Origin of the sequence: Mesorhizobium sp. M5C.F.Cr.IN.023.01.1.1 (assembly GCF_003997585.1) — a bacterium.
GTDB classification, from domain to species: Bacteria; Pseudomonadota; Alphaproteobacteria; order Rhizobiales; family Rhizobiaceae; genus Mesorhizobium; species Mesorhizobium wenxiniae.
The window spans coordinates 1-24551 of the sequence record NZ_RZSU01000071.1; the positions used below are offsets into that span (position 1 = coordinate 1).

The following is a 24551-nucleotide window of genomic DNA, read 5'->3' on the forward strand; positions in this document are numbered from 1 at the left end:
CTCCCGTCCGGCGATGCGGTCCCACCAGGCCTGGATATCAGGAAACTCGGTCAGCAGCTCCCGCCCTTCGGCGACCTTGACGAAATAGCCGACGATCGGCGCGGCATGCAGCTCGGCGAGCGTCAGTTCCTCGCCCAACAGCCATGGCCCCTCCGCTTTCAGCGATGAGAGCGCCTGTAGTGCCGTTCTCGCCTGCCGAAGTCCGGCGGCGATCAAAGCCTCGTCAGGCACCGTCTTCTCCAGCCGCTCGACAGCGACATCCCAGACCATCGCCCGATAGGCATAGGCGTCGAGCAAGCCGATGATCTGGTTCATGGTTGCGCGCGGCTGAACTTCGACCGGTTGCAACGCCGGGCCATCAAAGGCCTCGTCGACATACCTGGCAATCGCGCTGGTCTCGTAAAGGCGGAACCCGTCATGCTCGAAGGCGGGTATGCGGCCGAACGGGTGATGGTCGAAGTACCAGCCCGGAATGCCGTCCGCCGCAAAGATGTCGACCGGCACAAGTTCGTAGTCGATGCCTTTTTCCTCGAGCACGAGGCGGACGATGCGCACGTAGACGCTGTAGTCCGCCCCGTAGACGACGGGTTTGGCCATGACGCTCACTACAGCGCCGCGCGTCTTTTCAGACGCGCAAAGGACGCTGTAGCACTTTGATTTTGCGCATGATCCTGTCCGAAAATAATTCCGGTTTTCAGGGTCATGCGTCAGGCCATCGCCTTCTGCAGATTCTCGTCGATCTTGTCGAGGAAGCCGGTGGTCGAAAGCCATGGCTGGTCGGGACCGATCAGCAGCGACAGATCCTTGGTCATGAACCCGGCCTCGACGGTCTGGATGCAGACCCTTTCCAGCGTCTCGGCAAAACGCTTCAACTCGGCATTGTCGTCGAGCTTGGCGCGATGGGCGAGGCCGCGCGTCCAGGCGAAGATCGAGGCGATCGAATTGGTCGAGGTTTCCTCGCCCTTCTGATGCTGGCGGTAGTGACGGGTGACGGTGCCATGTGCGGCCTCCGCCTCCACCGTCTTGCCATCCGGCGTCATCAGCACTGAGGTCATCAGGCCGAGCGATCCAAAACCTTGCGCCACCGTGTCCGACTGCACGTCACCATCATAGTTCTTGCAGGCCCAGACATAGCCGCCCGACCATTTCAGGCTGGAGGCGACCATGTCGTCGATCAGCCGGTGCTCGTACCAGATCTTTTTCGCCTTGAATTCGGCTTCGAATTCTGCCTCGTAGACTTCCTGGAAAATGTCCTTGAAGCGGCCGTCATAGGCCTTGAGGATGGTGTTCTTGGTCGACAGGTAGACCGGATAGTTGCGTAGCAGGCCGTAATTCAGCGAGGCGCGGGCGAATTCCCGGATCGACTCATCGAGATTGTACATGGCCATGGCGACGCCGGCGGCCGGCGCATCGAACACCTCATGCTCGATCACCTTGCCGTCCTCGCCGACGAACTTGATCGTCAGCTTGCCCTTACCGGGAAAGCGGAAGTCGGTGGCGCGGTACTGGTCGCCGAAGGCATGACGGCCGACAATGATCGGCTTGGTCCAGCCGGGCACCAGCCGCGGCACGTTCTTCATGATGATAGGCTCGCGAAAGATGGTGCCGCCGAGGATGTTGCGGATGGTGCCGTTCGGCGACTTCCACATTTTCTTCAGCTTGAATTCTTCGACGCGCTGCTCGTCTGGCGTGATCGTCGCGCATTTCACGCCGACGCCGTGTTTCTTGATGGCATTGGCCGCTTCGATGGTCACCTGGTCGTTGGTGGCGTCGCGGTGCTCGACGCCGAGGTCGTAATACTCAAGCTTCAGGTCGAGATAGGGGTGGATCAGCTTGTCCTTGATGAACTGCCAGATGATGCGGGTCATCTCGTCGCCGTCGAGTTCGACGACCGGGTTCGCCACCTTGATCTTCGCCATGGAAAGAATGCCTCATTGTTGGGATCGGAACGGCCTTGCCCGCATGGCTTTCGGCCGGGATGCGCCCGTATATCAAAGCATTTTTGGCCGCGCAAACGGCGATCCGCGCTGGCGGGCGCGACCGTGGCATTTGCCGTTCCTTGCGAAAAGCTTCATTTTCTCGGTGGGATATGGCAGGGGGACGCTGAAATGCCCCAAACAGCAGTTCATTGACAGCCATGCAAGCCAGCAACGACATCCCTCCTGCCGCAGGCCCGGCGATCATCCTGGTCGAGCCGCAGCTCGGCGAGAATATCGGCATGGTCGCGCGCGCCATGGCGAATTTCGGTCTGTCCGAGCTGCGCCTCGTCAATCCGCGCGACGGCTGGCCGAGCGAAAAGGCGCGCGCTGCCGCGAGCCGGGCCGACCACGTGATAGGTGCCGCCAGGGTATTTGACGATTTGGCCTCGGCGGTCGCCGACCTGAACTTCGTCTTCGCTACCACGGCGCGCGCACGCGATAATTTCAAGCCGGTGCGCGGACCGGTCGAGGCGGGCAGGGCGCTGAGGGCGCGCCAGCAAGCCGGACAGCGCACCGGCATCCTGTTCGGCCGCGAGCGGTTCGGGCTCTACAACGACGAGGTTGGCCTGGCCGACGAGATCGTCACCTTCCCGGTCGATCCCGCCTTCTCCTCGCTCAATATCGCCCAGGCGGCCCTGCTGATGTCCTATGAATGGATGAAGTCCGGCCTGGAAGATGAGACGAAAACCAATTTTTCCAGCCCCGATATGATGCCGGCGACCAAGGAACAATTGCACGGCCTGTTCGCGTATCTGGAAGGCGCGCTCGAAGCGCGCGGCTATTTCCGCCCGGCGCCGAAGAAGCCGAAGATGGTCGACAATCTGCGCGCGGTGCTGACGCGCGCCGGCTTCGCCGAGCCGGAACTCAAGGTGCTGCGCGGTATAATATCATCGCTGGACAGGTTTTCGCCGGCCATGCCGCGCGGCGACGGATCGCCGGGCGATGATCCAAGGCGGCTTCCAGCGGCGGCTGCACGCGCCGCGAAGGCGACAGACAAAGACCAAGCTTAAACCCAAAGACTAGGCTTACCACGAGTAACCGAATGTTATTTGGTGTGGTCCATCATTTTAAAATGATGGACCCCCGGATGTGTGACCATCTTCCTGCCGTGATCCCCAGCCTCTCTCGTAATCCCAGCTTTCTCTCGTAATCCCAGCTTTCTCTCGTAATCAATGACAATGACCGATCCTTCAAGCGCCCGCCCGATCCTGCTGTTCGATTCCGGCATCGGCGGCCTTACGGTTTTGCGCGAAGCGCGCGTGCTGATGCCCGACCGCCGCTTCGTCTATGTCGCCGACGACGCGGCTTTCCCCTATGGCGCTTGGGAGGAACCGGCACTTAGGGCACATGTACTGGAGCTGTTCGGCAAGCTGCTCGACCGTTTTTCGCCGGACATTTCGGTCATCGCCTGCAATACCGCCTCGACGCTGGTCATCGATGCGTTGCGTGAGAGATTTCCCGGCCACCCTTTCGTCGGCACGGTGCCGGCGATCAAGCCGGCGGCGGAACGCACGCGCTCCGGGTTGGTTTCGGTGCTGGCGACGCCTGGCACCGTCAAGCGCCAGTATACGCGCGACCTGATCGGCAAATGGGCGCAAAAATGCCATGTCCGCCTGGTTGGCAGCGACAATCTGGCGGGGCTGGCCGAGGTCTACATGCGCGAAGGCTTTGTCGATGAAGAAGCGGTGCGAACCGAGATCGCACCGTGCTTCGTCGAACATGATGAGCTGCGGACCGATATCGTCGTGCTTGCCTGCACCCATTATCCCTTTCTGGCCAACCGCATGCGCAAGACAGCACCTTGGCCGGTCGATTGGCTAGATCCCGCCGAGGCGATCGCACGGCGGGCGCTCTCGTTGCTCGCGGACACCGAGGCCAGCCACCGCGGCGAGGCGTTGCCGGACGGCGCCGACCTTGCTCTCTTCACCTCGAAGCGGGTTGATTTCCCGACTCGCCGCCTGATGCAGGGGTTTGGGCTGGCGATTTCCTGATATCTGGGAACATCACCCGAACCGGTGCGTTTTTCCCTCATTGCAAGACGGGAGAAACGATCATGCCAGCCACTTCAAAAGCCCAGCAGAAAGCCGCAGGAGCGGCATTGTCGGCCAAGCGAGGCGAGACCAAAAAGAGTGAGCTCAAAGGCGCTTCGAAGGGAATGTATAAATCGATGAGCGAAAAGCAGCTCGAGGAATTCGCGGAGACCAAGCGTAAGGGCCTGCCCGAGAAGAAATCAAAGCACTAGCCGCTCGTCCGCATTCGCAGGAGGTCGGGTGCGATTCCATAGTTGGATAGCCGCGGTCCAGCACCGAGCCCGCGTGAATGGTTATTCGCTTGCCATCACCGACGCCAGTCGCGACCTTGACACCAGTTAAATCTCCGTTTAATCAGCCCACCAACACCGGGCCGCAACGCCCGGTGGTTTCTTTATGTGCGCAAGACGTTTGGGAAGCCGCTCTATTCTTCCCTCGGGTCTTGTCAAGAATGACGTGTCCCGTGGGTTTTCCGCCGCGTTGCGTGGGAAAACCCTGTCAGGTCTCGAAAACGGGGGCCAGAGGAGGGCGCGTTTCCTTCACCCGGACCATGAGGTTCCGGGCGTATTGTTTTGAAAGGGAATGCGATGAGCAAGCGCGAATCCGCGAAATACAAGATCGACCGCCGTCTCGGCGAAAACATCTGGGGCCGCCCGAAATCCCCGGTCAACAAGCGCGAATACGGTCCCGGCCAGCACGGCCAGCGCCGCAAGGGCAAGCTTTCCGATTTCGGCCTGCAGCTGCGTGCCAAGCAGAAGCTGAAGGGTCACTACGGCGACGTCTCGGAAAAGCAGTTCCGCAAGGTCTATGAAGAGGCGAACCGCCGCAAGGGCGACACCTCGGAGAACCTGATCGGCCTGCTCGAATCGCGCCTCGACGCGGTCGTCTACCGCGCCAAGTTCGTGCCGACTATTTTTGCTGCTCGCCAGTTCGTCAATCACGGCCACATCAATGTCAACGGCAAGCGCGTCAACATCGGCTCATACCGCTGCAAGCCGGGCGACGTCATCGAAGTGCGCGAAAAGTCGAAACAGCTGGTGATTGTCCTGGAATCGGTAGGTTTGGCCGAGCGCGACGTGCCTGACTACATCGAAGTCGACCACAACAAGATGACAGCGACCTTCGGTCGCATCCCCGGGCTGTCGGATGTTCCTTTCGCCGTGCAGATGGAACCGAACCTGGTCGTCGAATTCTATTCGCGCTGATCGAACGCGCCGTCTGCGACAGCATCGAAGGCCGCCCATCGAGGCGGCCTTTTCTTTGTCCGGTTTTGGTCCGCCCAGCTTTTCTTTGTCAGCCATGCTAGCATCCGCTTGGACGCACAAAGTACGCTCTGGTTCGTTCTATTTTCGCATCATGCTTTTCGAAAATCGATTTCGGTTATCGGGCCGATGCGCTAATCCGGGCAGCAACAAGGATTTTGAGGCCGACGCGCCATGAACATGCTGCCAGACGCCAAAACACTCGAACCGATCGCCGATGCCGCAGGCGGCTTTCATCCGCTGTTTGCCGATGTGCCGTCCTCCGTCGAGTTCAACAAGCTGCGCAAGCGGCTGCTGCGTCTCGCCCGTCAGGCGATCGACGATTTTTCGATGGTGAGGCCCGGCGATCGCTGGCTCGTCGCCTTGTCCGGCGGCAAGGATTCCTACGGTCTGCTCGCTTTGCTGCTCGACCTCAAATGGCGCGGGCTGCTGCCGGTCGACCTGTTGGCTTGCAATCTCGACCAGGGCCAGCCGAATTTTCCGAAACACATTCTGCCCGATTATCTCAACACATACGCCATTCCGCACCGCATCGAATATCAGGACACCTATTCGGTGGTGACCGACAAGCTTCCCCAGGGCAGCACCTATTGTTCGCTGTGCTCGCGGCTCAGGCGCGGCCATCTCTACCGCATCGCGCGGGAGGAGGGCTGCTCGGCTTTGGTGCTCGGCCACCACCGCGAGGACATTCTCGAAACCTTTTTCATGAACCTGTTCCATGGCGGTCGACTCGCAGCCATGCCGCCAAAACTGCTCAACGACGACGGCGACGTCATGGTGCTGCGGCCGCTCGCCTATTGCGCCGAGGCCGATCTCGAAAAATTCGCGGGCGCCATGAAGTTCCCGATCATCCCGTGCGATCTGTGCGGCAGCCAGGACGGCTTGCAGCGCAATGCGATGAAGGCGATGCTCGACGACTTGGAAAAGCGCATGCCCGGCCGCAAGGACACGATGATCCACGCCATGACCAATGTGCGGCCTTCGCATCTGCTCGATCGCAAACTCTTCGATTTCGCCGCCCTCAACGAAACCCTTACACGGCAAGACGTTCCCGATGACATTTGACGATACCGCGATCGACTGGCTTGCCAAGCTTCTGTCCGATGCCGCCACTGCCGAGATCATGCCGCGCTTTCGACGGCTGGATGAGGGCGAGGTCCGCCAGAAGACCTCGGCAGCCGACCTTGTGACGGAGGCCGACGTGAATGCCGAGCGGCTCATCACAGTGAGGCTGCGTGAGCGCTACCCCCAGGCGATGATCGTCGGCGAGGAAGCCTGCTCCGACGACCCGTCGCTGCTCCAGGGTCTCGGCGAAGCCGATCTCGCCTTCGTCATCGATCCGGTCGACGGCACCTTCAATTTCGCCTCCGGCGTGCCGCTGTTCGGCGTCATGCTGGGCGTCGTAGTGAAGGGCGAGACCGTCGCCGGCATCATTCACGATCCCGTCGGCAAGGACTGGCTGATCGGCGCCAAGGGTGCTGGCAGCCACATACGGCATGCGCATGGCACCCTTGAGAAGGTGCATGTCGCCGAGCCTGTGCCGATCTCGGCAATGACCGGCGCGGTTTCCTGGCAATATATGCCTGAGCCGGACCGGTCACGGCTGGCGCGCAACCAGACGAAATGCTTGTCGCAATTCGGTTACCGCTGCGCGGCTCACGAATATCGTCTGCTGGCGAGCGGCCACGCCCACTTCGTCGTCTACAACAAGCTGATGCCGTGGGATCATCTGGCCGGTGTGCTGATCCATGCCGAAGCAGGTGGTTACGCGGCTCGTTTCGATGGCAGCGACTATCTGCCTTCGCATGTCGGAGGTGGCCTTCTTGTCGCGCCGAACAAGGAAAGCTGGCGCGAACTGCGCCGCGAACTCTGGACGGAATAGGCTGGCCGGGGATCATGCACTAGGCGGAGCTGACGCCCAGGTTTCCGCGATGGCGACCATGGCGGCGTTGATCGGTCCGCTCGGGATCGTCGGCAACGCGTCGACGATGAAGACGTTGTCGAAGCCGTCTCCACACATCATCATCCTGCCGGCACGTGCAGGATGGGCGGGGATGCAGACGCCGTAGTCGACCCGGATTTGCGGCTGAATGGGTATTCGCACGACATGGAAAACTTCAAGACCTATCGGGCCGGCATGCAATTCTACGGCTGACCGCCGCCAATGCGGAGACAAAGACCATGCGCTATCTCGAACACGCCGAACCGGTCATCACGCTCACCGCGGGGCCGGTGAATGCTTATCCCGATGTGCTGCGCGGCCTCGGCCGCATCGTGCTCTACGACTACGACCCAGCGTTCCAGCTCTTTTACGAGGGTGTGGTCGACAAGGCGCAGAAGGCAATGCGGCTGTCGAACAGGCCGGTCATTCTCCATGGCGAGCCGGTTCTTGGCCTAGAGGCGGCCGCAGCCTCTCTGATCACGCCCGACGACGTCGTGCTCAACCTTGCCTCCGGTGTCTACGGCAAGGGGTTTGGCTATTGGGCGAAGCGCTATTCGCCGCAACTCCTCGAAATCGAGGTGCCCTACAACGAGGCGATCGACCCGCAGGCGGTTGCGGCAATGCTGGAAGCGCATCCGGAAATCACCATCGTTTCCGTCTGCCACCACGATACGCCGTCGGGCACCATCAACCCGATCGACGCCATCGGCGCGGTGGTTTCGGCGCATGGCGCCCATCTGATCGTCGATGCCGTTTCGTCGTTCGGCGGCATGAAAACGCATCCTGAGGATTGCAAGGCCGACATCTACGTCACCGGCCCGAACAAATGCCTCGGCGCGCCTCCCGGCCTCACGATGATGGGCGTCAGCGAGCGCGCCTGGGCCAAGATGAAGGCAAATCCACTGGCGCCACGCGCGTCGATGCTCAGCATCGTCGACTGGGAGCATGCTTGGTCGAAGGACAAGCCGTTTCCATTCACGCCGTCCGTCGCAGAGATGAACGGGCTCAACGTCGCGCTCGACCTCTACCTCAACGAGGGACCGGCAGCAGTGTGGGCGCGCCACGCGCTGACCGCCAAGGCCATGCGCGCGGGCGTCGCCGCCATGGGTCTGTCTATCTGGGCCGCCAGCGACAATATTGCATCGCCAACCACGACTGCCGTCCGGACGCCAGAAGATATCGATGAGAAGGCGCTTCGCCAGGCGGCGCGCGCCCGCTACGGCGTGGTGTTTTCGTCGGGCCGCGGCGAAACATTGGGCAAGCTGACACGTATCGGCCATATGGGCCCGACCGCCCAGCCGATCTATGCGATCGCGGCGCTGACGGCACTTGGCGGCGCGATGAATGCTTTAGGCCAGGAACTCGCGGTCGGCAAAGGCATCGACGCGGCGCTGGCCATTATCGACGCCGACGCGTGAACCAGAAAGTCACCAGATCACAATTGAGGGAGCGTTTTCATGACTGAACGGCTTGCGGGAAAGACCGCCCTGGTACGCACAAGGCATCGGCAAGGCGATCGTCGCACCGGTTGGCCGCCGATGGCGCGAATGCAGGCGATGAAGGGGAAGGGCCAGCCGGAACAATATCGCCGACGTGGTGTCGTCCCTGGCCTCGGATGATGCGCGCTGGATCACTGGCCAGACGTTGAATGTCGACGCCGGCATGGTGCGTCACTAAAAGCGCATCGCGTCTGAAAGGATTCATACGACAGGCTGATATCGATGGAGGCTTTCGCCAAAAAATTAGCCTACATTACATTTGTCCGCGCGAAACCGGAGACCCGAAATGAAACCTCGGTCCGCAATTGTCGCACTGGCGCTTGCCCTTGCTATGGTTGCCGGGCCGAACGAGGCAAGATCGCAGGAACGCGCATGTCGCAGTCCCGATCCCATCGACACCATAAACGAGATGTTCTCCGCGATCGTCGCCTGTTGGGAGCCGCCGCCCGGAACCGCGGGGATGACCCTGACGCTGCAGTTCTCAATTCGCCGAAACGGCACACTTATCGGCAAGCCTCGCGCCACCTACTCCCGTCTAGGGAATGATGCCACGCTCAACCGGGCCTTCGTGGCTTCCATCCTCGAGGCTCTCGACAAGGCTCTGCCACTGCCCGTTTCGGACAGCATGGGTGGAGCGATCGCAGGGCGTATGCTGTTCCCTCGCTTCACAGCAGCGAGTGGGGATGCATCCTAAAGCGCGTCCGGCAATGTGCATTAAACCGGCGGGTTCTGCGGCTGGAAGAATTTGCCGCGCTCGGCGATCAGCACCATCACCAATGCGCCAAGCGAAACGCTGCAGAATCCGGCGGCCAAGGGCGTCACCGTGCCGTTGAAGGCTTGGCCGATCAGCGTGCCGAGCACGCCGCCGAGGAAGGTCTGCATGAAACCCAGAATGGACGATGCCGTGCCGGCCAGTTGGCCGAGCGGCTCCATGGCGAGCGCGTTGAAATTCGCACCGAGTGCGCCGAACGGGACCATCGCCCAGGCAAAGAAGGTGATGAAAAGCCAGAGCGGCATCTTCATTTGGATGGAAACGATCAGCCAGGCGAGGCTGATGGCCAGAAACAAGAGCAGCGCGCTCTGCGACAGGCGGCGCATGCCGATGCGGCCGACAAGGCGCGAATTCAGATAGTTCGAAAAGGCGAGCACGCCGGCGATCCCTGCAAAAATCACCGGGAACATCTCGCCGACGCCGAAGACGCCGACATAGATCTGCTGCGCCGAGTTGATGAAGCCGAACATTGCGGCGAAGGCAAAAGTGCTGGCGAAGGCATAGCAAAGTGCGATGCGATTGGTCAGTACGATCCGGAAGCCGCCGATGATGGATTCGGCCGTCAGCGGCCTGCGGTATTCGGAACGCAGCGTTTCGGGCAATCGCAGCAGCGCCCACGCCGACACGATCAGGGCCCCTGCCGCCATAGTGATGAAGATCACGTGCCAGGTCGCGAACAGCATGATGAACTGGCCGATGCCGGGGGCCACCACCGGAATTGCCATGAACACCATGAAGATCAATGACATGGCCTCGGCCATGCGCCGGCCGTCGAACGTGTCACGCACGATCGAGACGGCGATGACGCGTGTGGCCGCCGCACCGATGCCTTGCACCACTCTGCACAGGAGGAGGGTGGCGAATGTCGGGGCGATTGCCGCTGCAGCCGCCGCCGCGACATAGATCACCAATCCGACGACGAGCGGAGCACGACGTCCGAAGCGGTCCGAGATCGGCCCGAAGAAGAGCTGTCCGCCGCCAAAGCCCAGGATATAGGCGGCAATCACATATTGGCGGTGGTTTTCATTCTCCACCCCCAGCGAGGCGCCGATTTGCTGCAGCGCCGGCAGCATGATATCGATGGCCAGCGAGTTGAGCGCCATCAATGCCGCGCACAGGGCGATGAATTCCCAGCGCGGAATAGGCAAGGTACCTGCCTGTTGCGGCGCTTGTGCATGCTGATCCACGGCAAAGTCCGATCTTCAAACGAAAAAGCGCCGGCGCACCGGCGCATTCATTCGTCTTGTACCCCGATATCGGGGAGGTAATCAGCTTGGCGAAGTGCCCGACGTGTTCGTCAGGCGGCGCCTTTGACGCTCACGCCCTTTTCGACGAGGAACGTCTGAAGTTCGCCTGCCTGGAACATCTCGCGGATGATGTCGCAGCCGCCAACGAATTCACCCTTAACGTAGAGCTGAGGAATCGTCGGCCAGTTGGAGTACTCCTTGATACCTTGCCGCAGCTCGGCCGAGGTCAGCACGTCCACGCCCTTGTAGTCGGCCCCGATGTAGTCGAGGATCTGCACGACCTGACCGGAAAATCCGCATTGCGGGAACCCGGGCGTGCCCTTCATGAAGAGAACCACGTCGTTTCCCTTCACTTCGCTGTCGATGTAGTCGTTGATACCGCTCATGGAGAATCCTTTCATGCCCGCGAGAGTCGGGCTCGAAACATGCCCTTCAAATAAACCCATAGGTTGCCCGAAACAAGACGTTTGCCGCATCGTCACGCAAATGGCGCAAAGGATGGCCTGATATTGGGCCAAGAGCATCGGCCAGCTATTTTCCTAAGGAAGCGATGAAAAGGCGAGATAGCGCGGCAATCCTGATTGGTGTTCTGCTCGTTGCGCTGGCCTTGATCTGGTGGTTCAGGCCATCGGAGTACCCGCCTGTCACTGTCGGCGGCAAACTGCCCGGGCCATGCCGGGACCTGAATTTCGAGGCGATCCCGTATATCGTCTGCGAGATCGATCTTCGCAGCTACGACGTTGCTGTCTTCCACGCCGGCGCAGACGACAAGGCCTTCGGCTCGCTGGAGAAATTCGACAAGGCGATGTCGGGCGAGGGCAGGCCGGTGTTGCTCGCCATGAACGCCGGCATGTATCATGAGGACCTGAAGCCGGTCGGCCTTCTCGTCGAAAATGGTCGCGAGATGGCGCCGCTCAACCTCGCTAATAGCGAAGGCAATTTCTTCCTGAAACCAAACGGCGTGTTCCTGGTCCGCAAGGACGGCAAGGTGGCGATCATGGAGACGAACGCCTATGCCGCCGCCAAGCCGGATGTGGCGTTCGCCACGCAATCCGGCCCGATGCTGGTGATCGACGGCCGGCTTCATCCTCGCTTCGAGGCGAACGGCACATCGCGTCACATCCGCAATGGCGTCGGCGTGCGTGACGAAAACACGGTCGTGCTGGCGATCTCACGCTCGCAAGTCAGTCTCGGCAGCTTTGCACGCCTGTTCCGTGATGCGCTGCATTGCCGCAACGCGCTTTTCTTCGACGGGGTGGTCTCGGCGCTGTCGAATAGCGAGAGGATGATCGTCGGCGGAAACTATCCGGCAGGGCCGATCATTGCCGTCTCGGCGAAAAAGTGACAAAGGGGACGGGGCGGAATCTCAGTCCGGCACGCTGGTCTGCAAAGCGAGCGCGTGCAGCACGCCGCCCATATTGCCCTTCAGCGCGTCATAGACCATCTGATGCTGCTGAACGCGGCTTTTTCCGCGAAAGCTCTCGGCCACCACCTCGGCCGCGTAGTGATCGCCGTCGCCGGCCAGGTCGCGAATCGTCACCTTGGCATCCGGAATGCCTTCCTTGATCAGCCGTTCGATGTCGTGGGCGTCCATTGCCATGAGAGGATTCCTTGTTCAGGTCGTGATCTCAAAGATATGGTCGAAATGGCGGATGAACCACACCGAAACGGCTCGATCATATCACGGGTCCACGAGCTCATTTTCCATGAAGCGAGGAAACCAGGATTCGTGGGCAGCGGTCAATTCGCCAACAGGGATCGCCCGTGCCTCGCCGAGTTTCAGGTCACTACCGCCGGTCGAGCCGATCCACGGCGCAAAGATGCCGAGCTTGCTTTGCTGTTCGCGAATTGCATCCCATTCGTCGCTCTGCGGATCGATCGACAGCGTCAAGAGGTAGCGGCCTTGATCCTCGCCGAACCAGACCGGGATCGGATCGGTCCCGACCAGGCCGGGGACGGTCGCGCCGATGCCGGAGGCCATCGCCATCTCGGCCAGCGCGACAGCTATGCCGCCATCGGAAACGTCATGCGCAGCGGTAACGACGCCGGAGGCGATCAGGGCTCGTACATGGTCGCCGACGCGCTTTTCATGGTCGAGGTCGACCGGCGGCGGCGGGCCGTCGGTGCGGCCATGAATGTCGCGCATGTAGGCCGACTGCGCGAGATGCGTTCCCCACATGGACGGCGCGCCGACCAGCACGATCATCTGGCCCTCGGCGGCAAAGCCGATACGCGCCATCTTGGACCAGTCGGCGATCAGTCCGACGCCGCCGATGGTCGGCGTCGGCAAGATGCCTCGTCCGTTGGTTTCGTTGTAGAGCGAGACGTTGCCGGAGACGATCGGAAAGCCGAGCGCGCGGCAGGCGTCGCCGATGCCTTTTACGGCGCCGACCAGCTGGCCCATGATCTCTGGCCGTTCCGGGTTGCCGAAATTGAGGTTGTCGGTGGCCGCGAGTGGCAGGGCGCCAGTGGCGGTAAGGTTGCGCCAGCATTCGGCTACCGCCTGCTTGCCACCCTCATAAGGGTCGGCCTCGCAATAGCGCGGCGTCACGTCGGACGAGAAGGCGAGCGCCTTGGTCGGATGGCCGTCGATGCGCACCACGCCGGCATCGCCGCCCGGAAGCTGCAGCGAATTGCCCTGAATCAGCGTGTCGTACTGCTCCCATACCCAGCGGCGCGATGAAAGGTCGGGTCCGCCGAGCAGTTTCAACAAAGCCTCGACGACGTCCGCTTGTGGGGCATCGCTGGCAGCCAGGGGCGCCGGCTTCTTCGGCTCGGCCCAGGGACGGTCATATTCCGGCGCCTGGTCGCCAAGATCCTTGATCGGCAGATTGGCGACCTCGTCGCCCTGGTGCAGCACGCGAAAGCGCAGATCGTCGGTGGTCTTGCCGACAATGGCGAAGTCGAGGCCCCATTTGTGGAAGATCGCCTCGGCCTCCTTTTCCTTTTCGGGGCGCAGCACCATCAGCATGCGCTCCTGGCTCTCCGACAGCATCATTTCATAGGCGCTCATGCGCTCCTCGCGCACCGGCACCTTGTCGAGGTCGAGCTCGATGCCGAGGTCGCCCTTGGCGCCCATCTCGACCGCCGAGCAGGTGAGGCCGGCAGCTCCCATGTCCTGGATGGCGATGACGGCACCGGACGCCATCAGCTCGAGGCAGGCTTCGAGCAGGCATTTTTCGGTGAACGGGTCGCCGACCTGAACGGTGGGCCGCTTCTCGTCGATCTTGTCGTCGAATTCGGCCGAAGCCATGGTCGCGCCGCCGACACCGTCGCGGCCGGTCTTGGCGCCGAGATAGACGACCGGCAGACCGACGCCCTTCGCCTCCGACAGAAAGATCGCATCGGTCTTGGCGAGCCCCGCCGCGAAGGCGTTGACCAGGATATTGCCATTGTAGCGCGCGTCGAAATTGACCTCACCGCCGACCGTCGGCACGCCGAAGGAATTGCCGTAGCCGCCGACGCCGGAAACGACGCCGGCAACGAGGTGTTTGGTCTTGGGATGGTCCGGCGCACCGAAGCGCAGCGCGTTCATCGCCGCGATCGGCCGCGCGCCCATGGTGAAGACATCGCGCAGGATGCCGCCGACGCCGGTCGCCGCCCCCTGATAGGGCTCGATGTAGGAGGGGTGGTTGTGGCTCTCCATCTTGAAGACGACGCAGTCGCCGTCGCCGATGTCGACCACGCCGGCATTCTCACCCGGTCCCTGGATGACCTGCGGTCCGGTGGTCGGCAGCGTGCGCAGCCACTTCTTCGAGGATTTATAGGAACAATGCTCGTTCCACATCGCCGAGAAGATGCCAAGCTCGGTAAAGCTCGGCTCGCGCCCGACCAGGTCGAGGATGCGTTGATACTCGTCGGGCTTCAGCCCGTGCGCGGCAATAAGTTCCGGAGTGATTGGCACGGAATTGGAAATGGTCATGGGCGGCAATTTATATCCTTGGGGTCGAGTCCCCTCTTATCGCAAGCGCGAAGGCCGATACACCCATCAAGCGCCGAAAAACGATGGAAAGCCATAGGGGGCAGCAACTAGCGAAAGATCGCCACTCGACCCGCCGGTTTCAAGCCGGTTCAGGAGAAACTGTCGTATCCGGCGCGGCCCTCGTCGAGAAGCCGCCTTATCACGCCGACACCGCCCGCGATGTCCTCTCGCCGACTCGGCTGCGAAACGCCAAAACGCACGCCGTGGAAAACCTGCTCGGAACGGCCCGCCTTGAACTCGTCCTCATCATCGATGAGCACGCCATGTTCGAGACAGGCATTCTTGAAGGTGCCGGAAAGCCATGGATCAGGCAGGGTGAGCCAGACAAAGGGCACATTGTCCACTGCCTTGAAGTCGAACCCCGCCAGTGTCTCGCGCACGATCGCGACGCGCGCGTTGATCTCGACGATGCTGCGCTTGCGCATCTCACTGGCCTGTCCGGATAGCACCAGCCGGCTACACACTTCCGCCAGCAGGAAGGGCAGGCCACCCGTCAGCATCTTGTGAGCGACCCGGATCCGGTGGCGATAGGCCGGCGGACAGGCGAGCCAGCCGCCGCGAACTCCCGCCGCGACCGATTTCGACAGGCCGCCGGCAACGATGGTCCGTTCGGGAGCATATTCGGCCAAGAGCGGCGTCGGGTCGTCGGTCAGATCGCCATAGAGATCGTCCTCGATCAGGATGACATTGTATTCGCGCGCGACGCGCGCGATGGCCTCACGCCGAGTTGCCGACAGCGTCACCAGTGTGGGGTTCTTGGCCGTCGGCATCAGGAACATCATTTTCGGGTGTTTTTGCGCGCAGACGCGTTCGAAATCTTGGGGATCGATGCCTTCCCCGTCCGACATCACCAGCGCGGTCCGGCGGCCGATCAGGCCGGCGCTGCGTGAAATCTGCGAATAGGTGAGGTGCTCGAAGACGATATAATCGCCAGGCGTGGTGAGCGCGGCAATCGCCGCCATAACCGCGGCATGCGTGCCGAGCGTCGGAACGATGCCATCACGGCTCGGGCGAAACGAATTGCGCGAGAGCCAGTGGCAGCCCGCCTCGAACCAGCGGTCGGGAAAATCCCGCGTATAGCTTGAAATCTCATACGGATGGTCCTGCGCCGTACGCGAGAGCACATCGGCGACAATGTTGCCCTGGCCGATGTCAGGCGCAGCCGTGCTGTCGAAGCGCAGTTTGCCGCGAGGCGCATCAATATAGCGCGTGCCTTCCACGTGCGGGTCGGATGCCAGCAGATCGGTCGTGGTATCATCCGAGCGCTGGCCAAGCACATAGGTTCCGCGCCCGACTTCGCCGCTCACCAGTCCACGCTCGCGCAACAATTGGTAGGCGCGACCGACCGTACCGACCGTCGTGCCGATGTCGTATGCCAGATCGCGCTGCGGCGGCAGTTTTGCTCCCGCACCGATCACGCCGCGGTCAATGTCGGTTTCAATTGAGTCCGCAAGCCGCTGATAGAGAGGGCCGGAGCCGGTGGTAAGGTCGGGAAGCCAATTTGTCATGGTGACAATTTTCTATATTGCACCGAATTGAGAGTCAATACATATGGATTGCGCGACAAAACGGTACAAATCTCGAATTTCGGTAGCAAGAAAATGGATGCAATCGATACAATCCGTTACCCGAGAGCTGAATTGCTCGGAGCCCGCCCGTCAGGCCGGCGGGGCTATGTCCATCGCCTGGTGCGTATGGTCAGGTCACTCGCGAGCCGGTTCGGCAGCCTGCTGGATCGCCGGCGCAGCCGGCTGGCATTGCTGGAGATGACCGACGATCAGCTCAAGGATATCGGCATCTCGCGTTGCGATGCCGATCGTGAGGGTCTGAGGCCGTTCTGGGACTGAAAGATGAATCGAGCTTGCGTCCATCTTTAAGAAGACACGGTTCTCGGGACGCCCTTTTCGTGCCGTGATGGATGCCAGGGCTCCTCATCCGTGAGATTGCGTGGTCGGCAAGCACCGCGACTATGCACAGCGCCAGAAAAAGCCCCGTGATGCCGAGCGCCGAGACGGCGACACTGGCCGCGCCGTTCTTGGCGATATCAAGGAACGGGTAGGGCACTTCGCCTGATATCGGCGCCCGCGCCAGGGCATAGGCCAAATAGGCGACCGGATAGATCATCCACCAGGAGATGTCGCGCCACCGCGTCGAGCCGTCGGCGCCTGCCACAAGCCACCACAGCACGAACAACACCGGCGTCACATAGTGCAGCAGGATGTCGCAGAGCAGGAACAAACCCTGCGGTTGCCAAAGCCGCGCCAGGACCGTGGCATAGACCATGAAGACCAGGGTTATGGCAACCGCTACTCCCGCCCGCACCCGCGCCCCGGCAAAGGCCGGGAACCAAGCGTAGCCACCGGGTGACAGCGGCGAAACATGCACGAGCACCGCGCCGATATTGGTCAGGATGATGAAAAAGCTGAAGTAGAAGACCAGCGAGCCAACAAAACTGCGGCCCGCTTCCATCGACGCCGGAACGGTGATGCAGATTTGCAGGACAAGACCGGCCAGTCCTATGACCAGACCTGATATCTGCAGGAAGCGGGCCATGACGCTAGGCCGCAGCACCGCAGGCCGGATTGCCAGTCTGCCAGCGGGCAATGTCGGAGCCGATGCGCGCGCCGAGCGGTTCGGCCATCAGCGGACCGTAGACGTCGATGCGGCGTGAATTGCCTTGAGCCTGCACGACCAGCAACGGCTTTCCTCCATAGTGCTTGACCGGGACCAGCAGGAAGCGCGGCGTGCCGGTGAACGAATTCAGCTCGTTGGCCATCTGATAGGGCTTGAAGGCAGGATCCTTGCTGGCGATCCAGCATTTGTGGGCGGCGATCGCCACCTGTTCCATGGCAAACAGCGCCGCACTCTTGCCAGAAGGCGCCGGTGCGCTCTTCGGCTTCAATTGGCAGGAGGCGAGCACAAGGCCGGCGGTGGCGACGAGAGCGAGGCGGGCAATCGTCTGTCTCATGGTCAGGCGGCGCCTATTTCAAGTTGGGAAAAGGGATGAGCGCTGAAGGTATCAAGCGGCGACGCCGAGGGCACTTTCGAACAGCGCCCGGCCGTCGCTGCCGCCATGCGCTGCTTCGATCAGGTTCTCGGGATGCGGCATCAGGCCGAGCACATTGCCCTGGCCGTTGATGATGCCGGCAATGTCGTTGATCGAGCCGTTGGGGTTGGTGCCTTCGGCATAGCGGAACACGACCTGCCCTTCGCCTTCGAGCCTGCGAAGCGTCTCGGCGTCAGCAAAGTAATTGCCGTCGTGATGCGCCACCGGCGAGCGGATGATCTGACCCGGCTGATAGCGGCGGGTGAACATCGTGTTGGCGTTGGCGATCTGCAGCTTGACCTGCCGGCAGACGAATTTAAGCGAGGTGTTGCGCATCAAGGCGCCCGGCAGCAGGCCGGCCTCTACCAGGATCTGGAAGCCGTTGCAGACGCCGATGACCATGACCCCCTTGGCCGCCTTTTCGGCGACCGCCCGCATGACAGGCATGCGCGCAGCAATGGCGCCGCAGCGCAGATAGTCGCCGAAGGAGAAGCCACCCGGAATGGTGATCAGGTCGACATCGGGGATTTCGGTGTCGGTCTGCCACACCGTGACCGGCGGCGTTCCCGAAATCTTGGTCAGCGCCGCGATCATGTCGCGGTCGCGGTTGAGGCCAGGCAGGAGGACGACGGCTGATTTCACCTCAGGCGATCTCCACTGCGTAATTCTCGATGACCGTATTCGCCAGAAGCTTGTCGCACATTGCCTTGAGATCAGCCTCGGCCTTGACCTTGTCGCTCTCGGAGAGCTCGAGGTCGAAGACCTTGCCCTGCCGCACCTGGCCGACGCCGTCAAAGCCCATCCCGGACAGCGCATGCTCGATCGCCTTGCCTTGCGGGTCGAGCACGCCATTCTTGAGGGTTACGGTAATGCGGGCCTTGATCACGCTGGACATGCTCCTGTTCGAAGTGTTGAGCGGCAAAGAATCTCAGTGCGGCTTCCCCTTGACGCCATCGGTCGAGGCGACGAGCACTGGTCCGGCGGGACGCGGCGGCTCGTTTTCGTTCATGATGCCGAGGCGGCGGGCGACTTCCTGATAGGCTTCGACCAGCCCGCCCATGTCGCGGCGGAAACGGTCCTTGTCGAGCTTGTCCTGGGTCGCCACGTCCCACAGACGGCAGGAGTCCGGCGAGATCTCGTCGGCAACGACGATGCGCATCATGTCGCCCTCGAACAGGCGGCCGCACTCGATCTTGAAGTCGACGAGCTGGATGCCGACGCCCATGAACAAGCCGGAGAGGAAATCGTTGACACGGATGGCCAGCGCCATGACGTCGTCGATCTCCTGCGGGCTTGCCCAGCCGAAAGCGGTGATGTGCTCTTCAGACACCATCGGGTCGTCGAGCGCGTCGGCCTTGTAATAGAATTCGATGATCGAGCGCGGCAGCACGGTGCCTTCCTCGATGCCAAGACGCTTGGCCAGCGAACCGGCGGCGACATTGCGCACCACCACTTCGAGCGGGATGATCTCGACTTCCTTGATCAGCTGCTCGCGCATGTTGAGCCGGCGGATGAAGTGAGTCGGAATGCCCATCCGGTTGAGATGGTTGAAGATGTGCTCGGAAATGCGGTTGTTGAGCACGCCCTTGCCATCGACGATTTCGTGCTTCTTCTTGTTGAAAGCGGTCGCGTCGTCCTTGAAGAACTGGATCAGTGTTCCCGGCTCAGGGCCCTCATAGAGGATCTTGGCCTTGCCTTCATAAATGCGGCGGCGATTTTTCATCTGATCTTTTCTCTGGATTTCCGGGCAGGCGGCAAGCGGCCAGTCCTGTCCGTCTGCCTAAATTAGTGCGGCAACGGTAGGGGTTCAATGCCGGTGTCTATCCCAATCGCACTGTTTGCTCAATCGGCAAATCCTTTGAATCAACCGCTTTCGGGAATGAAATGCCGCAGCGCAACAAGTGACATACCATATTGACCGGCCCGCGGGCTTTTGGTTTGTGCTGCGGCAATACACATATTCCAACTGCCAACGAATCGGATTTGACCGGAGGGATGCCATGAGCAGCATGAAAGATCGCGAGGAGGGCTTCGAGCGCAAGTTCGCAATCGACGAGGAACTCCGGTTCAAAGCCGCGGCCCGCCGCAACAAGGCGCTCGGCCTGTGGGCCGCCGAAAAGCTCGGCAAGGACGGGGCCGACGCCGAAGCCTATGCCAAGCAGGTGGTCCTCGCCGACATTGAGGAAGCCGGCGATCACGACGTGTTCCGCAAGATACGAAAGGATTTCGACGAGGCCGGGGTCGTCCAGTCGGACCATCAGATTCGCCGCACCATGGACGATCTGATGGCGCAGGCGATCGAGCAGATCAAGAACACCTGATCCTTGCTCTGAGCCAATCGATACGCTGGACCAATCGACCGCCCGGTCTCTCCGGGCGGTTTTTCTTTGCCTTTGCAGCTGTTTCCGGCTGAACTGCGAAGAAACCCGAAGAAAGCCAACGAGGAAAACGCTTGATGTCCCTGAAGTCACGCCTGGCGGCGGATGAAGCGCTGATCACCGCATGGTCCGGCGTGCCTGATGCCCTGACGGTCGAGATTCTTGCCAGACAGGGTTTCGATGCCGTCACGCTCGATATGCAGCATGGCGGACATCACGAGGACAGCGTGCTGCGCGCCCTTGGGCCGGTGCTGGCCGCCAACAAACCGGCGCTGGTGCGCATTCCGGTCGGCCGCTTCGACATGGCCAGCCGCGCGCTCGATTTCGGCGCCGAGGCGGTGATTGCGCCGATGGTGAATTCGGTGGCGGACGCACGGCTGTTTGCCGCCGCCATGAAGTACCCGCCACTCGGCGAGCGCTCCTGGGGCCCGACTTATGCCTTTCCGCGTCATGGCAAGGGCGGCTATGCCGACTGGCTGCGCGACAGCAACGAGCGCACCATGGCCTTCGCCATGGTCGAAACGCGAGCCGCCCTCGATGCGCTCGACGGCATCCTCGACACGCCGGGTATCGATGGAATCTTCCTCGGCCCCTCGGACTTCTCGATTGCCTGGTCGAACGGCGCCGCCGTCAACTCGACGCTCGAAAGCATGATGGAAACCGTTGCCTCGATCGCCGAGCGGACACGCAAGGCCGGCAAGCATGCCGCAATCTACGTCGTCGAGCCGGCCATCGCCGGCCGTGTGGTGTCAATGGGCTACCGGCTGCTGGCGATGGGCTCCGAGCACGCGCTGATCGGTCTGGGGGCAAAAACCCTGCTGAAGAGCGTGAGGGACTCGATCGGATCCTAAAGACCCGTCAGGAACTTGGCAAACGTCATCGATCCTTCGGGCCACGGCCCGAAGCCGGAATCGGCGTTGAGATGGCCAGCCTCGCCGGCGTCGATGAATAGCGAGCCCCAGGCGCCGGCAATGTCCTCGGCCACCTCAAACGTGCAGAACGGGTCGTTGCGGCTGGCGATCACCATGGAGGGAAATGCCAACGGCTCGCGCGGATAGGGACCGAAGGTCATCAGGTGCCTGGGTTTTATCTTGGGATTGGCGACGTCCGGCGGCGCCACGAAGAAGGCTCCGGCGACCGGACGCTGGAACTGCGGCATTGCCTGGACTACGGCGGCGACGCCCAGCGAATGCGCGACGATAACGACCGGCCGTTCGGCCTCGTTGACCGCCTTCGCCACGCTCGCCGTCCAATCCTCGCGCACAGGCTTCGACCATTCCGCCTGCTCGACGCGCCGCGCCGTCGACAATTTCGATTGCCAGCGGCTCTGCCAATGGTCGGGGCCGGAATTGGTGTAGCCCGGCACGATGAGAATGTCTGCATCCCTGACTTTCATGGCGCGCATGTAGCGAGCGACGCGGTTTCGTGCAACCGCGATTATCGGTGCGATTGCCCACAATAGTGAACACCATGTTCGCTTCTTGCCGCCTTGTGTGAACGATCGCGATCGACGATCTGTCGTCAGGAAAAGAAACAGCCGTGTAAGGGGAAACCAGGATTTTGGGACTGACACGACGTACAATGATCGGAGGCACAGGGGTCCTGGCTTTGGGGATCTCGTCGAAGGCTGCCAAACGGAGATTTTGATGAGCGAACTGCCTTTTGCTGCCACGACCCCGGTCAGCGTTGCCCGCGTTGGGTTGCGGGCGCGTGATGCCGAAAATCTCGCCACTTATTATCGCAATGTCGTCGGTCTGCGGGAACTGAGCCGCGCCGGCGGCACGATTACGTTGGGCGCCGCCAATCGTCCGCTGCTCGTCATCGAGCCGGATGCGGCTGCCAAGCCCGACGATCCGCGCAGCGCCGGCCTCTTCCATACCGCTTTCCTGCTGCCCAGCCGCGCCGATCTCGGCCGCTGGATCAAACATGCCACCGCCAACAAGATCGGCATCGACGGTGCTTCCGACCATCTCGTCAGCGAGGCGCTTTACCTGACCGACCCCGAAGGCAACGGCATCGAGATCTATGCCGACCGCCGGCCGCAGGACTGGAAGTGGAATGGCGACAAGGTGGCGATGGCGACCGAACGGATGAATATCCCCTCCGTCGTCGCCGAAGTGCCGGCCGGCGATGCCGGCTGGCAAGGGATGCCGGACAACAGCATCATCGGCCACGTCCACCTGCGCGTCGGTCGGCCGGAAGACGCCGAGGCCTGGTGGCACCAGGAGTTCGGCTTCGATACTGTGGCGAGATATGGTGGCTCGGCGGTGTTCCTGTCGTCGGGCGGCTATCATCACCACATCGGCGCCAATGCGTGGCAGAGCGCCGGCGCCGGCCGTCGCGATCCGTCCCGGTCCGGCCTAGCCTGGGTCGAAATGCGCTCCGACGATGTGACCGCTGCAACGACCCGCGAGGATCCATGGGGAACGGTGATCAGGACCGTTCCCGGCAAGGCCTGAGCGTTTCGGAAGCCAGTTAGAGGCGAGCCTTTTCCAACAAGCGGCCAAGCATGAGCAGGCCCGCCGGCCAAAGGCCGAGGCGGGTCTCGTTTCCCATATGGCCGAGATCGCCGGCATCGGCGAGGTCTGCGCCCCAGGCAGCGGCGAAGGCCGTCGCCTGGTCGAAGGTGACACGCGGATCGGTGCGGCTGGCCACCACCAGGGTCGGAAATGGCAAGCGTTTCAGCGGCATTGGCGCAAAGGGACGAACAAGGTCGAAGGAAGGACCAGGGTCCTCGACATTGGTTGCGGCAACCAGCAACGCGCCCGCAACCTTGTTGAGTTGGCTTTCGCTGGCGCCGGCCGCCCACTTCACCGCCGTCGCCACCGCCAGTGAGTGCGCAAGCAGCACCACGCGCCGAGGTGCCGCGGCAATCGCGGCGTCCACCCGTCCAATCCAGTCCTCAGGGGTCGGCCTGTCCCATTCGGCCTGCAGCACGCGGCTCGAATTGGGAAACGCCCGGCACCAATGCGACATCCAGTGATCCGGCCCGGAATTGCCGCGCCCGGGCAGGGCGAGAAAATCGAATTCTCCGGCCGCCGAAATCATCACGCTTCTCCGAACACGCGCCTGAAAATCGTGTCGACATGCTTGGTATGATAGCCGAGGTCGAATTTTTCACGAATCTCGGCCTCGGGCAAAGCTGCGGTGACCTCTTTGTCAGCCAAAAGTTCCTCAAGGAAATCAGCGCCTTGCTCCCACACTTTCATGGCGTTTCTCTGCACCAGCCGGTAGGCGTCCTCACGGCTGACCCCGGCCTGGGTCAGCGCCAGTAGCACACGCTGCGAATGCACGAGGCCGCGGAACTTGTTCATGTTCGTCAGCATGTTGTCGGGATAGACGAGCAATCTGTCGATGACACTGGTCAGCCGCGACAGCGCAAAATCGAGCGTGACGGTCGCATCCGGGCCGATCATGCGCTCGACCGACGAATGCGAGATATCGCGCTCGTGCCAGAGCGCCACGTTCTCCATCGCCGGTTGCGCGAAGGAACGCACCATGCGCGCAAGCCCGGTGAGGTTTTCGGTAAGCACTGGGTTACGCTTGTGCGGCATCGCCGACGAGCCTTTCTGTCCGGGCGAAAAATACTCTTCCGCCTCCAGCACCTCGGTGCGCTGCAGATGGCGGATCTCGATCGCCAGCCGTTCGATCGACGATGCGATGACACCGAGTGTCGCGAAGAACATCGCGTGGCGGTCGCGCGGGATCACCTGCGTCGATACCGGCTCCGGCTTCAATCCGAGTTTCTTCGCCACATGCTCTTCGACATAGGGATCGATGTTGGCGAAAGTGCCGACAGCACCTGATATGGCGCACGTCGCAATATCCTCACGCGCGTGCACCAGCCGCTCGCGGCAGCGCGAGAATTCGGCATAGGCCTGCGCCAGCTTGACGCCGAAGGTGGTCGGCTCGGCGTGGATGCCGTGGCTGCGGCCGATGGTGATTGTGTCCTTGTGTTCGAAAGCGCGGCGCTTGAGCGCCGCAAGCAGGCCGTCGACGTCGGCCAGAAGGATTTCGCTGGCGCGGGTGAGCTGCACGGCAAAGCAGGTGTCGAGGACGTCCGAGGAGGTCATGCCCTGATGGATGAAGCGGGCATCCGGCCCGACGAATTCACTAAGATGGGTGAGGAAGGCGATGACGTCGTGCTTGGTGACACGCTCGATCTCGTCGATGGCCTCGACGTCGAACTTCGCGGCCCCGCCCTTTTCCCAGATGGTTCTGGCGGCCTCCTTAGGGATCACGCCGAGCTCGGCCAGTGCATCGCAAGCGTAGGCCTCAATCTCGAACCAGATGCGGAATCGGGTTTCGGGCGACCAGATGGCCACCATTTCGGGCCGGGAGTAGCGAGGGATCATCCATCAGTCCTGACTTGCGAGGGCGTTCGCCCGCGTCCTAACAGAGGCAGACAAAATCC

General features: G+C 61.8%; 28 protein-coding genes and 2 pseudogenes. 15 read left to right on the forward strand and 15 right to left on the reverse strand.

Translation table 11 applies throughout. The features are described from left to right. Together EOA78_RS24265 and EOA78_RS24270 are read right to left on the reverse strand one after the other, a co-directional pair. Positions 1-597, reverse strand: a 597-nt coding sequence (locus tag EOA78_RS24265; protein ID WP_164783912.1) for a glutathione S-transferase family protein, incomplete at its 3' end; no start/stop codon positions are given. 110 nt (positions 598-707) lie between these two features. Further along, positions 708-1919: an NADP-dependent isocitrate dehydrogenase gene (locus EOA78_RS24270; RefSeq protein WP_127317329.1), complete on the reverse strand. Its 1212-nt coding sequence runs from the start codon at positions 1917-1919 to the stop codon at positions 708-710. Between the two features lie 218 nt (positions 1920-2137). Between EOA78_RS24270 and EOA78_RS24275 the strand changes: the two genes are divergently transcribed. The 10 genes and pseudogenes from EOA78_RS24275 to EOA78_RS24320 all read left to right on the forward strand — a co-directional run bounded on the left by EOA78_RS24275 (position 2138) and on the right by EOA78_RS24320 (position 9406). Next, complete coding sequence (locus tag EOA78_RS24275; RefSeq protein WP_127317330.1) at positions 2138-2989, forward strand: RNA methyltransferase; 852 nt, start codon at positions 2138-2140, stop codon at positions 2987-2989. A 168-nt stretch (positions 2990-3157) separates the two neighbouring features. Further along, a complete protein-coding gene (gene murI / locus EOA78_RS24280) occupies positions 3158-3970 on the forward strand; it encodes a glutamate racemase (protein WP_127317331.1) in 813 nt (270 codons plus the stop codon). Positions 3971-4032: 62 nt separating this feature from the next. Next, entirely contained in the window at positions 4033-4221 is a 189-nt protein-coding gene (locus EOA78_RS24285; RefSeq protein ID WP_023717374.1) for a DUF3008 family protein, read from the forward strand. 375 nt (positions 4222-4596) lie between these two features. After that, complete coding sequence (gene rpsD / locus EOA78_RS24290; protein WP_127317332.1) at positions 4597-5214, forward strand: 30S ribosomal protein S4; 618 nt, start codon at positions 4597-4599, stop codon at positions 5212-5214. A gap of 231 nt (positions 5215-5445) precedes the next feature. After that, the gene (gene ttcA / locus EOA78_RS24295) at positions 5446-6336 is read left to right on the forward strand and encodes a tRNA 2-thiocytidine(32) synthetase TtcA (RefSeq protein WP_127317333.1); all 891 of its coding nucleotides are present in this window, start codon (positions 5446-5448) and stop codon (positions 6334-6336) included. Further along, positions 6326-7153 (forward strand): inositol monophosphatase family protein, encoded by an 828-nt coding sequence (locus EOA78_RS24300; RefSeq protein ID WP_127317334.1) that lies wholly within the window; start codon positions 6326-6328, stop codon positions 7151-7153. Before ttcA ends, EOA78_RS24300 begins: the two co-directional genes overlap by 11 nt. A gap of 123 nt (positions 7154-7276) precedes the next feature. Continuing rightward, a pseudogene (locus EOA78_RS37230) lies at positions 7277-7366 on the forward strand (GMC oxidoreductase); the annotation flags it as partial. An 86-nt stretch (positions 7367-7452) separates the two neighbouring features. Then, positions 7453-8631 (forward strand): alanine--glyoxylate aminotransferase family protein, encoded by a 1179-nt coding sequence (locus tag EOA78_RS24310; RefSeq protein WP_127317335.1) that lies wholly within the window; start codon positions 7453-7455, stop codon positions 8629-8631. Positions 8632-8809: 178 nt separating this feature from the next. Continuing rightward, on the forward strand, positions 8810-8890 hold the full coding sequence (locus tag EOA78_RS37235) for a hypothetical protein (protein WP_245477714.1): 81 nt from the start codon (positions 8810-8812) through the stop codon (positions 8888-8890). Positions 8891-8998: 108 nt separating this feature from the next. After that, entirely contained in the window at positions 8999-9406 is a 408-nt protein-coding gene (locus tag EOA78_RS24320; RefSeq protein WP_127317336.1) for a hypothetical protein, read from the forward strand. 20 nt (positions 9407-9426) lie between these two features. Here EOA78_RS24320 and EOA78_RS24325 read toward each other — a convergent pair whose 3' ends face one another. Next, on the reverse strand, positions 9427-10626 hold the full coding sequence (locus tag EOA78_RS24325; protein WP_164783916.1) for a multidrug effflux MFS transporter: 1200 nt from the start codon (positions 10624-10626) through the stop codon (positions 9427-9429). A 155-nt stretch (positions 10627-10781) separates the two neighbouring features. Next, entirely contained in the window at positions 10782-11117 is a 336-nt protein-coding gene (grxD, locus tag EOA78_RS24330) for a Grx4 family monothiol glutaredoxin (RefSeq protein ID WP_029353656.1), read from the reverse strand. 164 nt (positions 11118-11281) lie between these two features. On the opposite strand from grxD, the gene EOA78_RS24335 reads away from it, so the two are divergent. After that, a complete protein-coding gene (locus EOA78_RS24335) occupies positions 11282-12076 on the forward strand; it encodes a phosphodiester glycosidase family protein (protein WP_127317338.1) in 795 nt (264 codons plus the stop codon). A 21-nt stretch (positions 12077-12097) separates the two neighbouring features. On the opposite strand, the gene EOA78_RS24340 is transcribed toward EOA78_RS24335, so the two are convergent. The 3 genes from EOA78_RS24340 to EOA78_RS24350 all read right to left on the reverse strand — a co-directional run bounded on the left by EOA78_RS24340 (position 12098) and on the right by EOA78_RS24350 (position 16221). Beyond that, positions 12098-12331 (reverse strand): BolA family transcriptional regulator, encoded by a 234-nt coding sequence (locus tag EOA78_RS24340; RefSeq protein ID WP_023674714.1) that lies wholly within the window; start codon positions 12329-12331, stop codon positions 12098-12100. 81 nt (positions 12332-12412) lie between these two features. After that, positions 12413-14653 carry a phosphoribosylformylglycinamidine synthase subunit PurL gene (purL, locus tag EOA78_RS24345; protein ID WP_127317339.1) on the reverse strand — a complete coding sequence of 747 codons (2241 nt, stop codon included), beginning with the start codon at positions 14651-14653 and terminating at the stop codon, positions 12413-12415. 149 nt (positions 14654-14802) lie between these two features. Continuing rightward, on the reverse strand, positions 14803-16221 hold the full coding sequence (locus tag EOA78_RS24350; RefSeq protein ID WP_127317340.1) for a PLP-dependent aminotransferase family protein: 1419 nt from the start codon (positions 16219-16221) through the stop codon (positions 14803-14805). A gap of 93 nt (positions 16222-16314) precedes the next feature. On the opposite strand from EOA78_RS24350, the gene EOA78_RS24355 reads away from it, so the two are divergent. Further along, the gene (locus EOA78_RS24355) at positions 16315-16560 is read left to right on the forward strand and encodes a DUF1127 domain-containing protein (protein ID WP_127317341.1); all 246 of its coding nucleotides are present in this window, start codon (positions 16315-16317) and stop codon (positions 16558-16560) included. A 79-nt stretch (positions 16561-16639) separates the two neighbouring features. Here EOA78_RS24355 and EOA78_RS24360 read toward each other — a convergent pair. From EOA78_RS24360 to purC, 5 genes and pseudogenes are all read right to left on the reverse strand, one after another. After that, positions 16640-17266 (reverse strand): annotated as a pseudogene (locus tag EOA78_RS24360) (Pr6Pr family membrane protein); the annotation flags it as partial. A gap of 4 nt (positions 17267-17270) precedes the next feature. Beyond that, entirely contained in the window at positions 17271-17681 is a 411-nt protein-coding gene (locus EOA78_RS24365) for a hypothetical protein (RefSeq protein ID WP_164783913.1), read from the reverse strand. A gap of 51 nt (positions 17682-17732) precedes the next feature. Further along, a complete protein-coding gene (purQ, locus tag EOA78_RS24370) occupies positions 17733-18401 on the reverse strand; it encodes a phosphoribosylformylglycinamidine synthase subunit PurQ (protein WP_127317343.1) in 669 nt (222 codons plus the stop codon). A gap of 1 nt (position 18402) precedes the next feature. Next, positions 18403-18645: a phosphoribosylformylglycinamidine synthase subunit PurS gene (purS, locus tag EOA78_RS24375; protein WP_127317356.1), complete on the reverse strand. Its 243-nt coding sequence runs from the start codon at positions 18643-18645 to the stop codon at positions 18403-18405. A 42-nt stretch (positions 18646-18687) separates the two neighbouring features. Continuing rightward, the gene (purC, locus tag EOA78_RS24380) at positions 18688-19482 is read right to left on the reverse strand and encodes a phosphoribosylaminoimidazolesuccinocarboxamide synthase (protein WP_023674725.1); all 795 of its coding nucleotides are present in this window, start codon (positions 19480-19482) and stop codon (positions 18688-18690) included. A 277-nt stretch (positions 19483-19759) separates the two neighbouring features. Between purC and EOA78_RS24385 the strand changes: the two genes are divergently transcribed. Both EOA78_RS24385 and EOA78_RS24390 read left to right on the forward strand, forming a co-directional pair. Beyond that, positions 19760-20080, forward strand: a complete 321-nt coding sequence (locus tag EOA78_RS24385; protein WP_127317344.1) for a DUF1476 domain-containing protein — start codon at positions 19760-19762, stop codon at positions 20078-20080. Between the two features lie 134 nt (positions 20081-20214). Beyond that, entirely contained in the window at positions 20215-20988 is a 774-nt protein-coding gene (locus EOA78_RS24390; RefSeq protein WP_127317345.1) for an HpcH/HpaI aldolase/citrate lyase family protein, read from the forward strand. On the opposite strand, the gene EOA78_RS24395 is transcribed toward EOA78_RS24390, so the two are convergent. Further along, the gene (locus EOA78_RS24395) at positions 20985-21533 is read right to left on the reverse strand and encodes an alpha/beta hydrolase (RefSeq protein WP_127317357.1); all 549 of its coding nucleotides are present in this window, start codon (positions 21531-21533) and stop codon (positions 20985-20987) included. The genes EOA78_RS24390 and EOA78_RS24395 overlap by 4 nt on opposite strands. A 250-nt stretch (positions 21534-21783) precedes the next feature. On the opposite strand from EOA78_RS24395, the gene EOA78_RS24400 reads away from it, so the two are divergent. Next, a complete protein-coding gene (locus EOA78_RS24400) occupies positions 21784-22596 on the forward strand; it encodes a VOC family protein (RefSeq protein ID WP_127317346.1) in 813 nt (270 codons plus the stop codon). Positions 22597-22612: 16 nt separating this feature from the next. On the opposite strand, the gene EOA78_RS24405 is transcribed toward EOA78_RS24400, so the two are convergent. Both EOA78_RS24405 and purB read right to left on the reverse strand, forming a co-directional pair. After that, entirely contained in the window at positions 22613-23185 is a 573-nt protein-coding gene (locus tag EOA78_RS24405; RefSeq protein WP_127317347.1) for an alpha/beta hydrolase, read from the reverse strand. Then, complete coding sequence (gene purB / locus EOA78_RS24410) at positions 23185-24492, reverse strand: adenylosuccinate lyase (protein ID WP_127317348.1); 1308 nt, start codon at positions 24490-24492, stop codon at positions 23185-23187. Before purB ends, EOA78_RS24405 begins: the two co-directional genes overlap by 1 nt. Positions 24493-24551: the final 59 nt, after the last annotated feature.

Coding starts and splice junctions, on each gene's coding strand:
- EOA78_RS24270 (WP_127317329.1), bottom strand. CDS start 1,919: ATGGCGAAGATCAAGGTGGCGAACCCGGTCGTCGAACTCGACGGCGAC.
- EOA78_RS24275 (WP_127317330.1), top strand. CDS start 2,138: ATGCAAGCCAGCAACGACATCCCTCCTGCCGCAGGCCCGGCGATCATC.
- murI (WP_127317331.1), top strand. CDS start 3,158: ATGACCGATCCTTCAAGCGCCCGCCCGATCCTGCTGTTCGATTCCGGC.
- EOA78_RS24285 (WP_023717374.1), top strand. CDS start 4,033: ATGCCAGCCACTTCAAAAGCCCAGCAGAAAGCCGCAGGAGCGGCATTG.
- rpsD (WP_127317332.1), top strand. CDS start 4,597: ATGAGCAAGCGCGAATCCGCGAAATACAAGATCGACCGCCGTCTCGGC.
- ttcA (WP_127317333.1), top strand. CDS start 5,446: ATGAACATGCTGCCAGACGCCAAAACACTCGAACCGATCGCCGATGCC.
- EOA78_RS24300 (WP_127317334.1), top strand. CDS start 6,326: ATGACATTTGACGATACCGCGATCGACTGGCTTGCCAAGCTTCTGTCC.
- EOA78_RS24310 (WP_127317335.1), top strand. CDS start 7,453: ATGCGCTATCTCGAACACGCCGAACCGGTCATCACGCTCACCGCGGGG.
- EOA78_RS24320 (WP_127317336.1), top strand. CDS start 8,999: ATGAAACCTCGGTCCGCAATTGTCGCACTGGCGCTTGCCCTTGCTATG.
- grxD (WP_029353656.1), bottom strand. CDS start 11,117: ATGAGCGGTATCAACGACTACATCGACAGCGAAGTGAAGGGAAACGAC.
- EOA78_RS24335 (WP_127317338.1), top strand. CDS start 11,282: ATGAAAAGGCGAGATAGCGCGGCAATCCTGATTGGTGTTCTGCTCGTT.
- EOA78_RS24340 (WP_023674714.1), bottom strand. CDS start 12,331: ATGGCAATGGACGCCCACGACATCGAACGGCTGATCAAGGAAGGCATT.
- purL (WP_127317339.1), bottom strand. CDS start 14,653: ATGACCATTTCCAATTCCGTGCCAATCACTCCGGAACTTATTGCCGCG.
- EOA78_RS24350 (WP_127317340.1), bottom strand. CDS start 16,221: ATGACAAATTGGCTTCCCGACCTTACCACCGGCTCCGGCCCTCTCTAT.
- EOA78_RS24355 (WP_127317341.1), top strand. CDS start 16,315: ATGGATGCAATCGATACAATCCGTTACCCGAGAGCTGAATTGCTCGGA.
- EOA78_RS24365 (WP_164783913.1), bottom strand. CDS start 17,681: ATGAGACAGACGATTGCCCGCCTCGCTCTCGTCGCCACCGCCGGCCTT.
- purC (WP_023674725.1), bottom strand. CDS start 19,482: ATGAAAAATCGCCGCCGCATTTATGAAGGCAAGGCCAAGATCCTCTAT.
- EOA78_RS24385 (WP_127317344.1), top strand. CDS start 19,760: ATGAGCAGCATGAAAGATCGCGAGGAGGGCTTCGAGCGCAAGTTCGCA.
- EOA78_RS24390 (WP_127317345.1), top strand. CDS start 20,215: ATGTCCCTGAAGTCACGCCTGGCGGCGGATGAAGCGCTGATCACCGCA.
- EOA78_RS24395 (WP_127317357.1), bottom strand. CDS start 21,533: ATGAAAGTCAGGGATGCAGACATTCTCATCGTGCCGGGCTACACCAAT.
- EOA78_RS24400 (WP_127317346.1), top strand. CDS start 21,784: ATGAGCGAACTGCCTTTTGCTGCCACGACCCCGGTCAGCGTTGCCCGC.
- EOA78_RS24405 (WP_127317347.1), bottom strand. CDS start 23,185: ATGATTTCGGCGGCCGGAGAATTCGATTTTCTCGCCCTGCCCGGGCGC.
- purB (WP_127317348.1), bottom strand. CDS start 24,492: ATGATCCCTCGCTACTCCCGGCCCGAAATGGTGGCCATCTGGTCGCCC.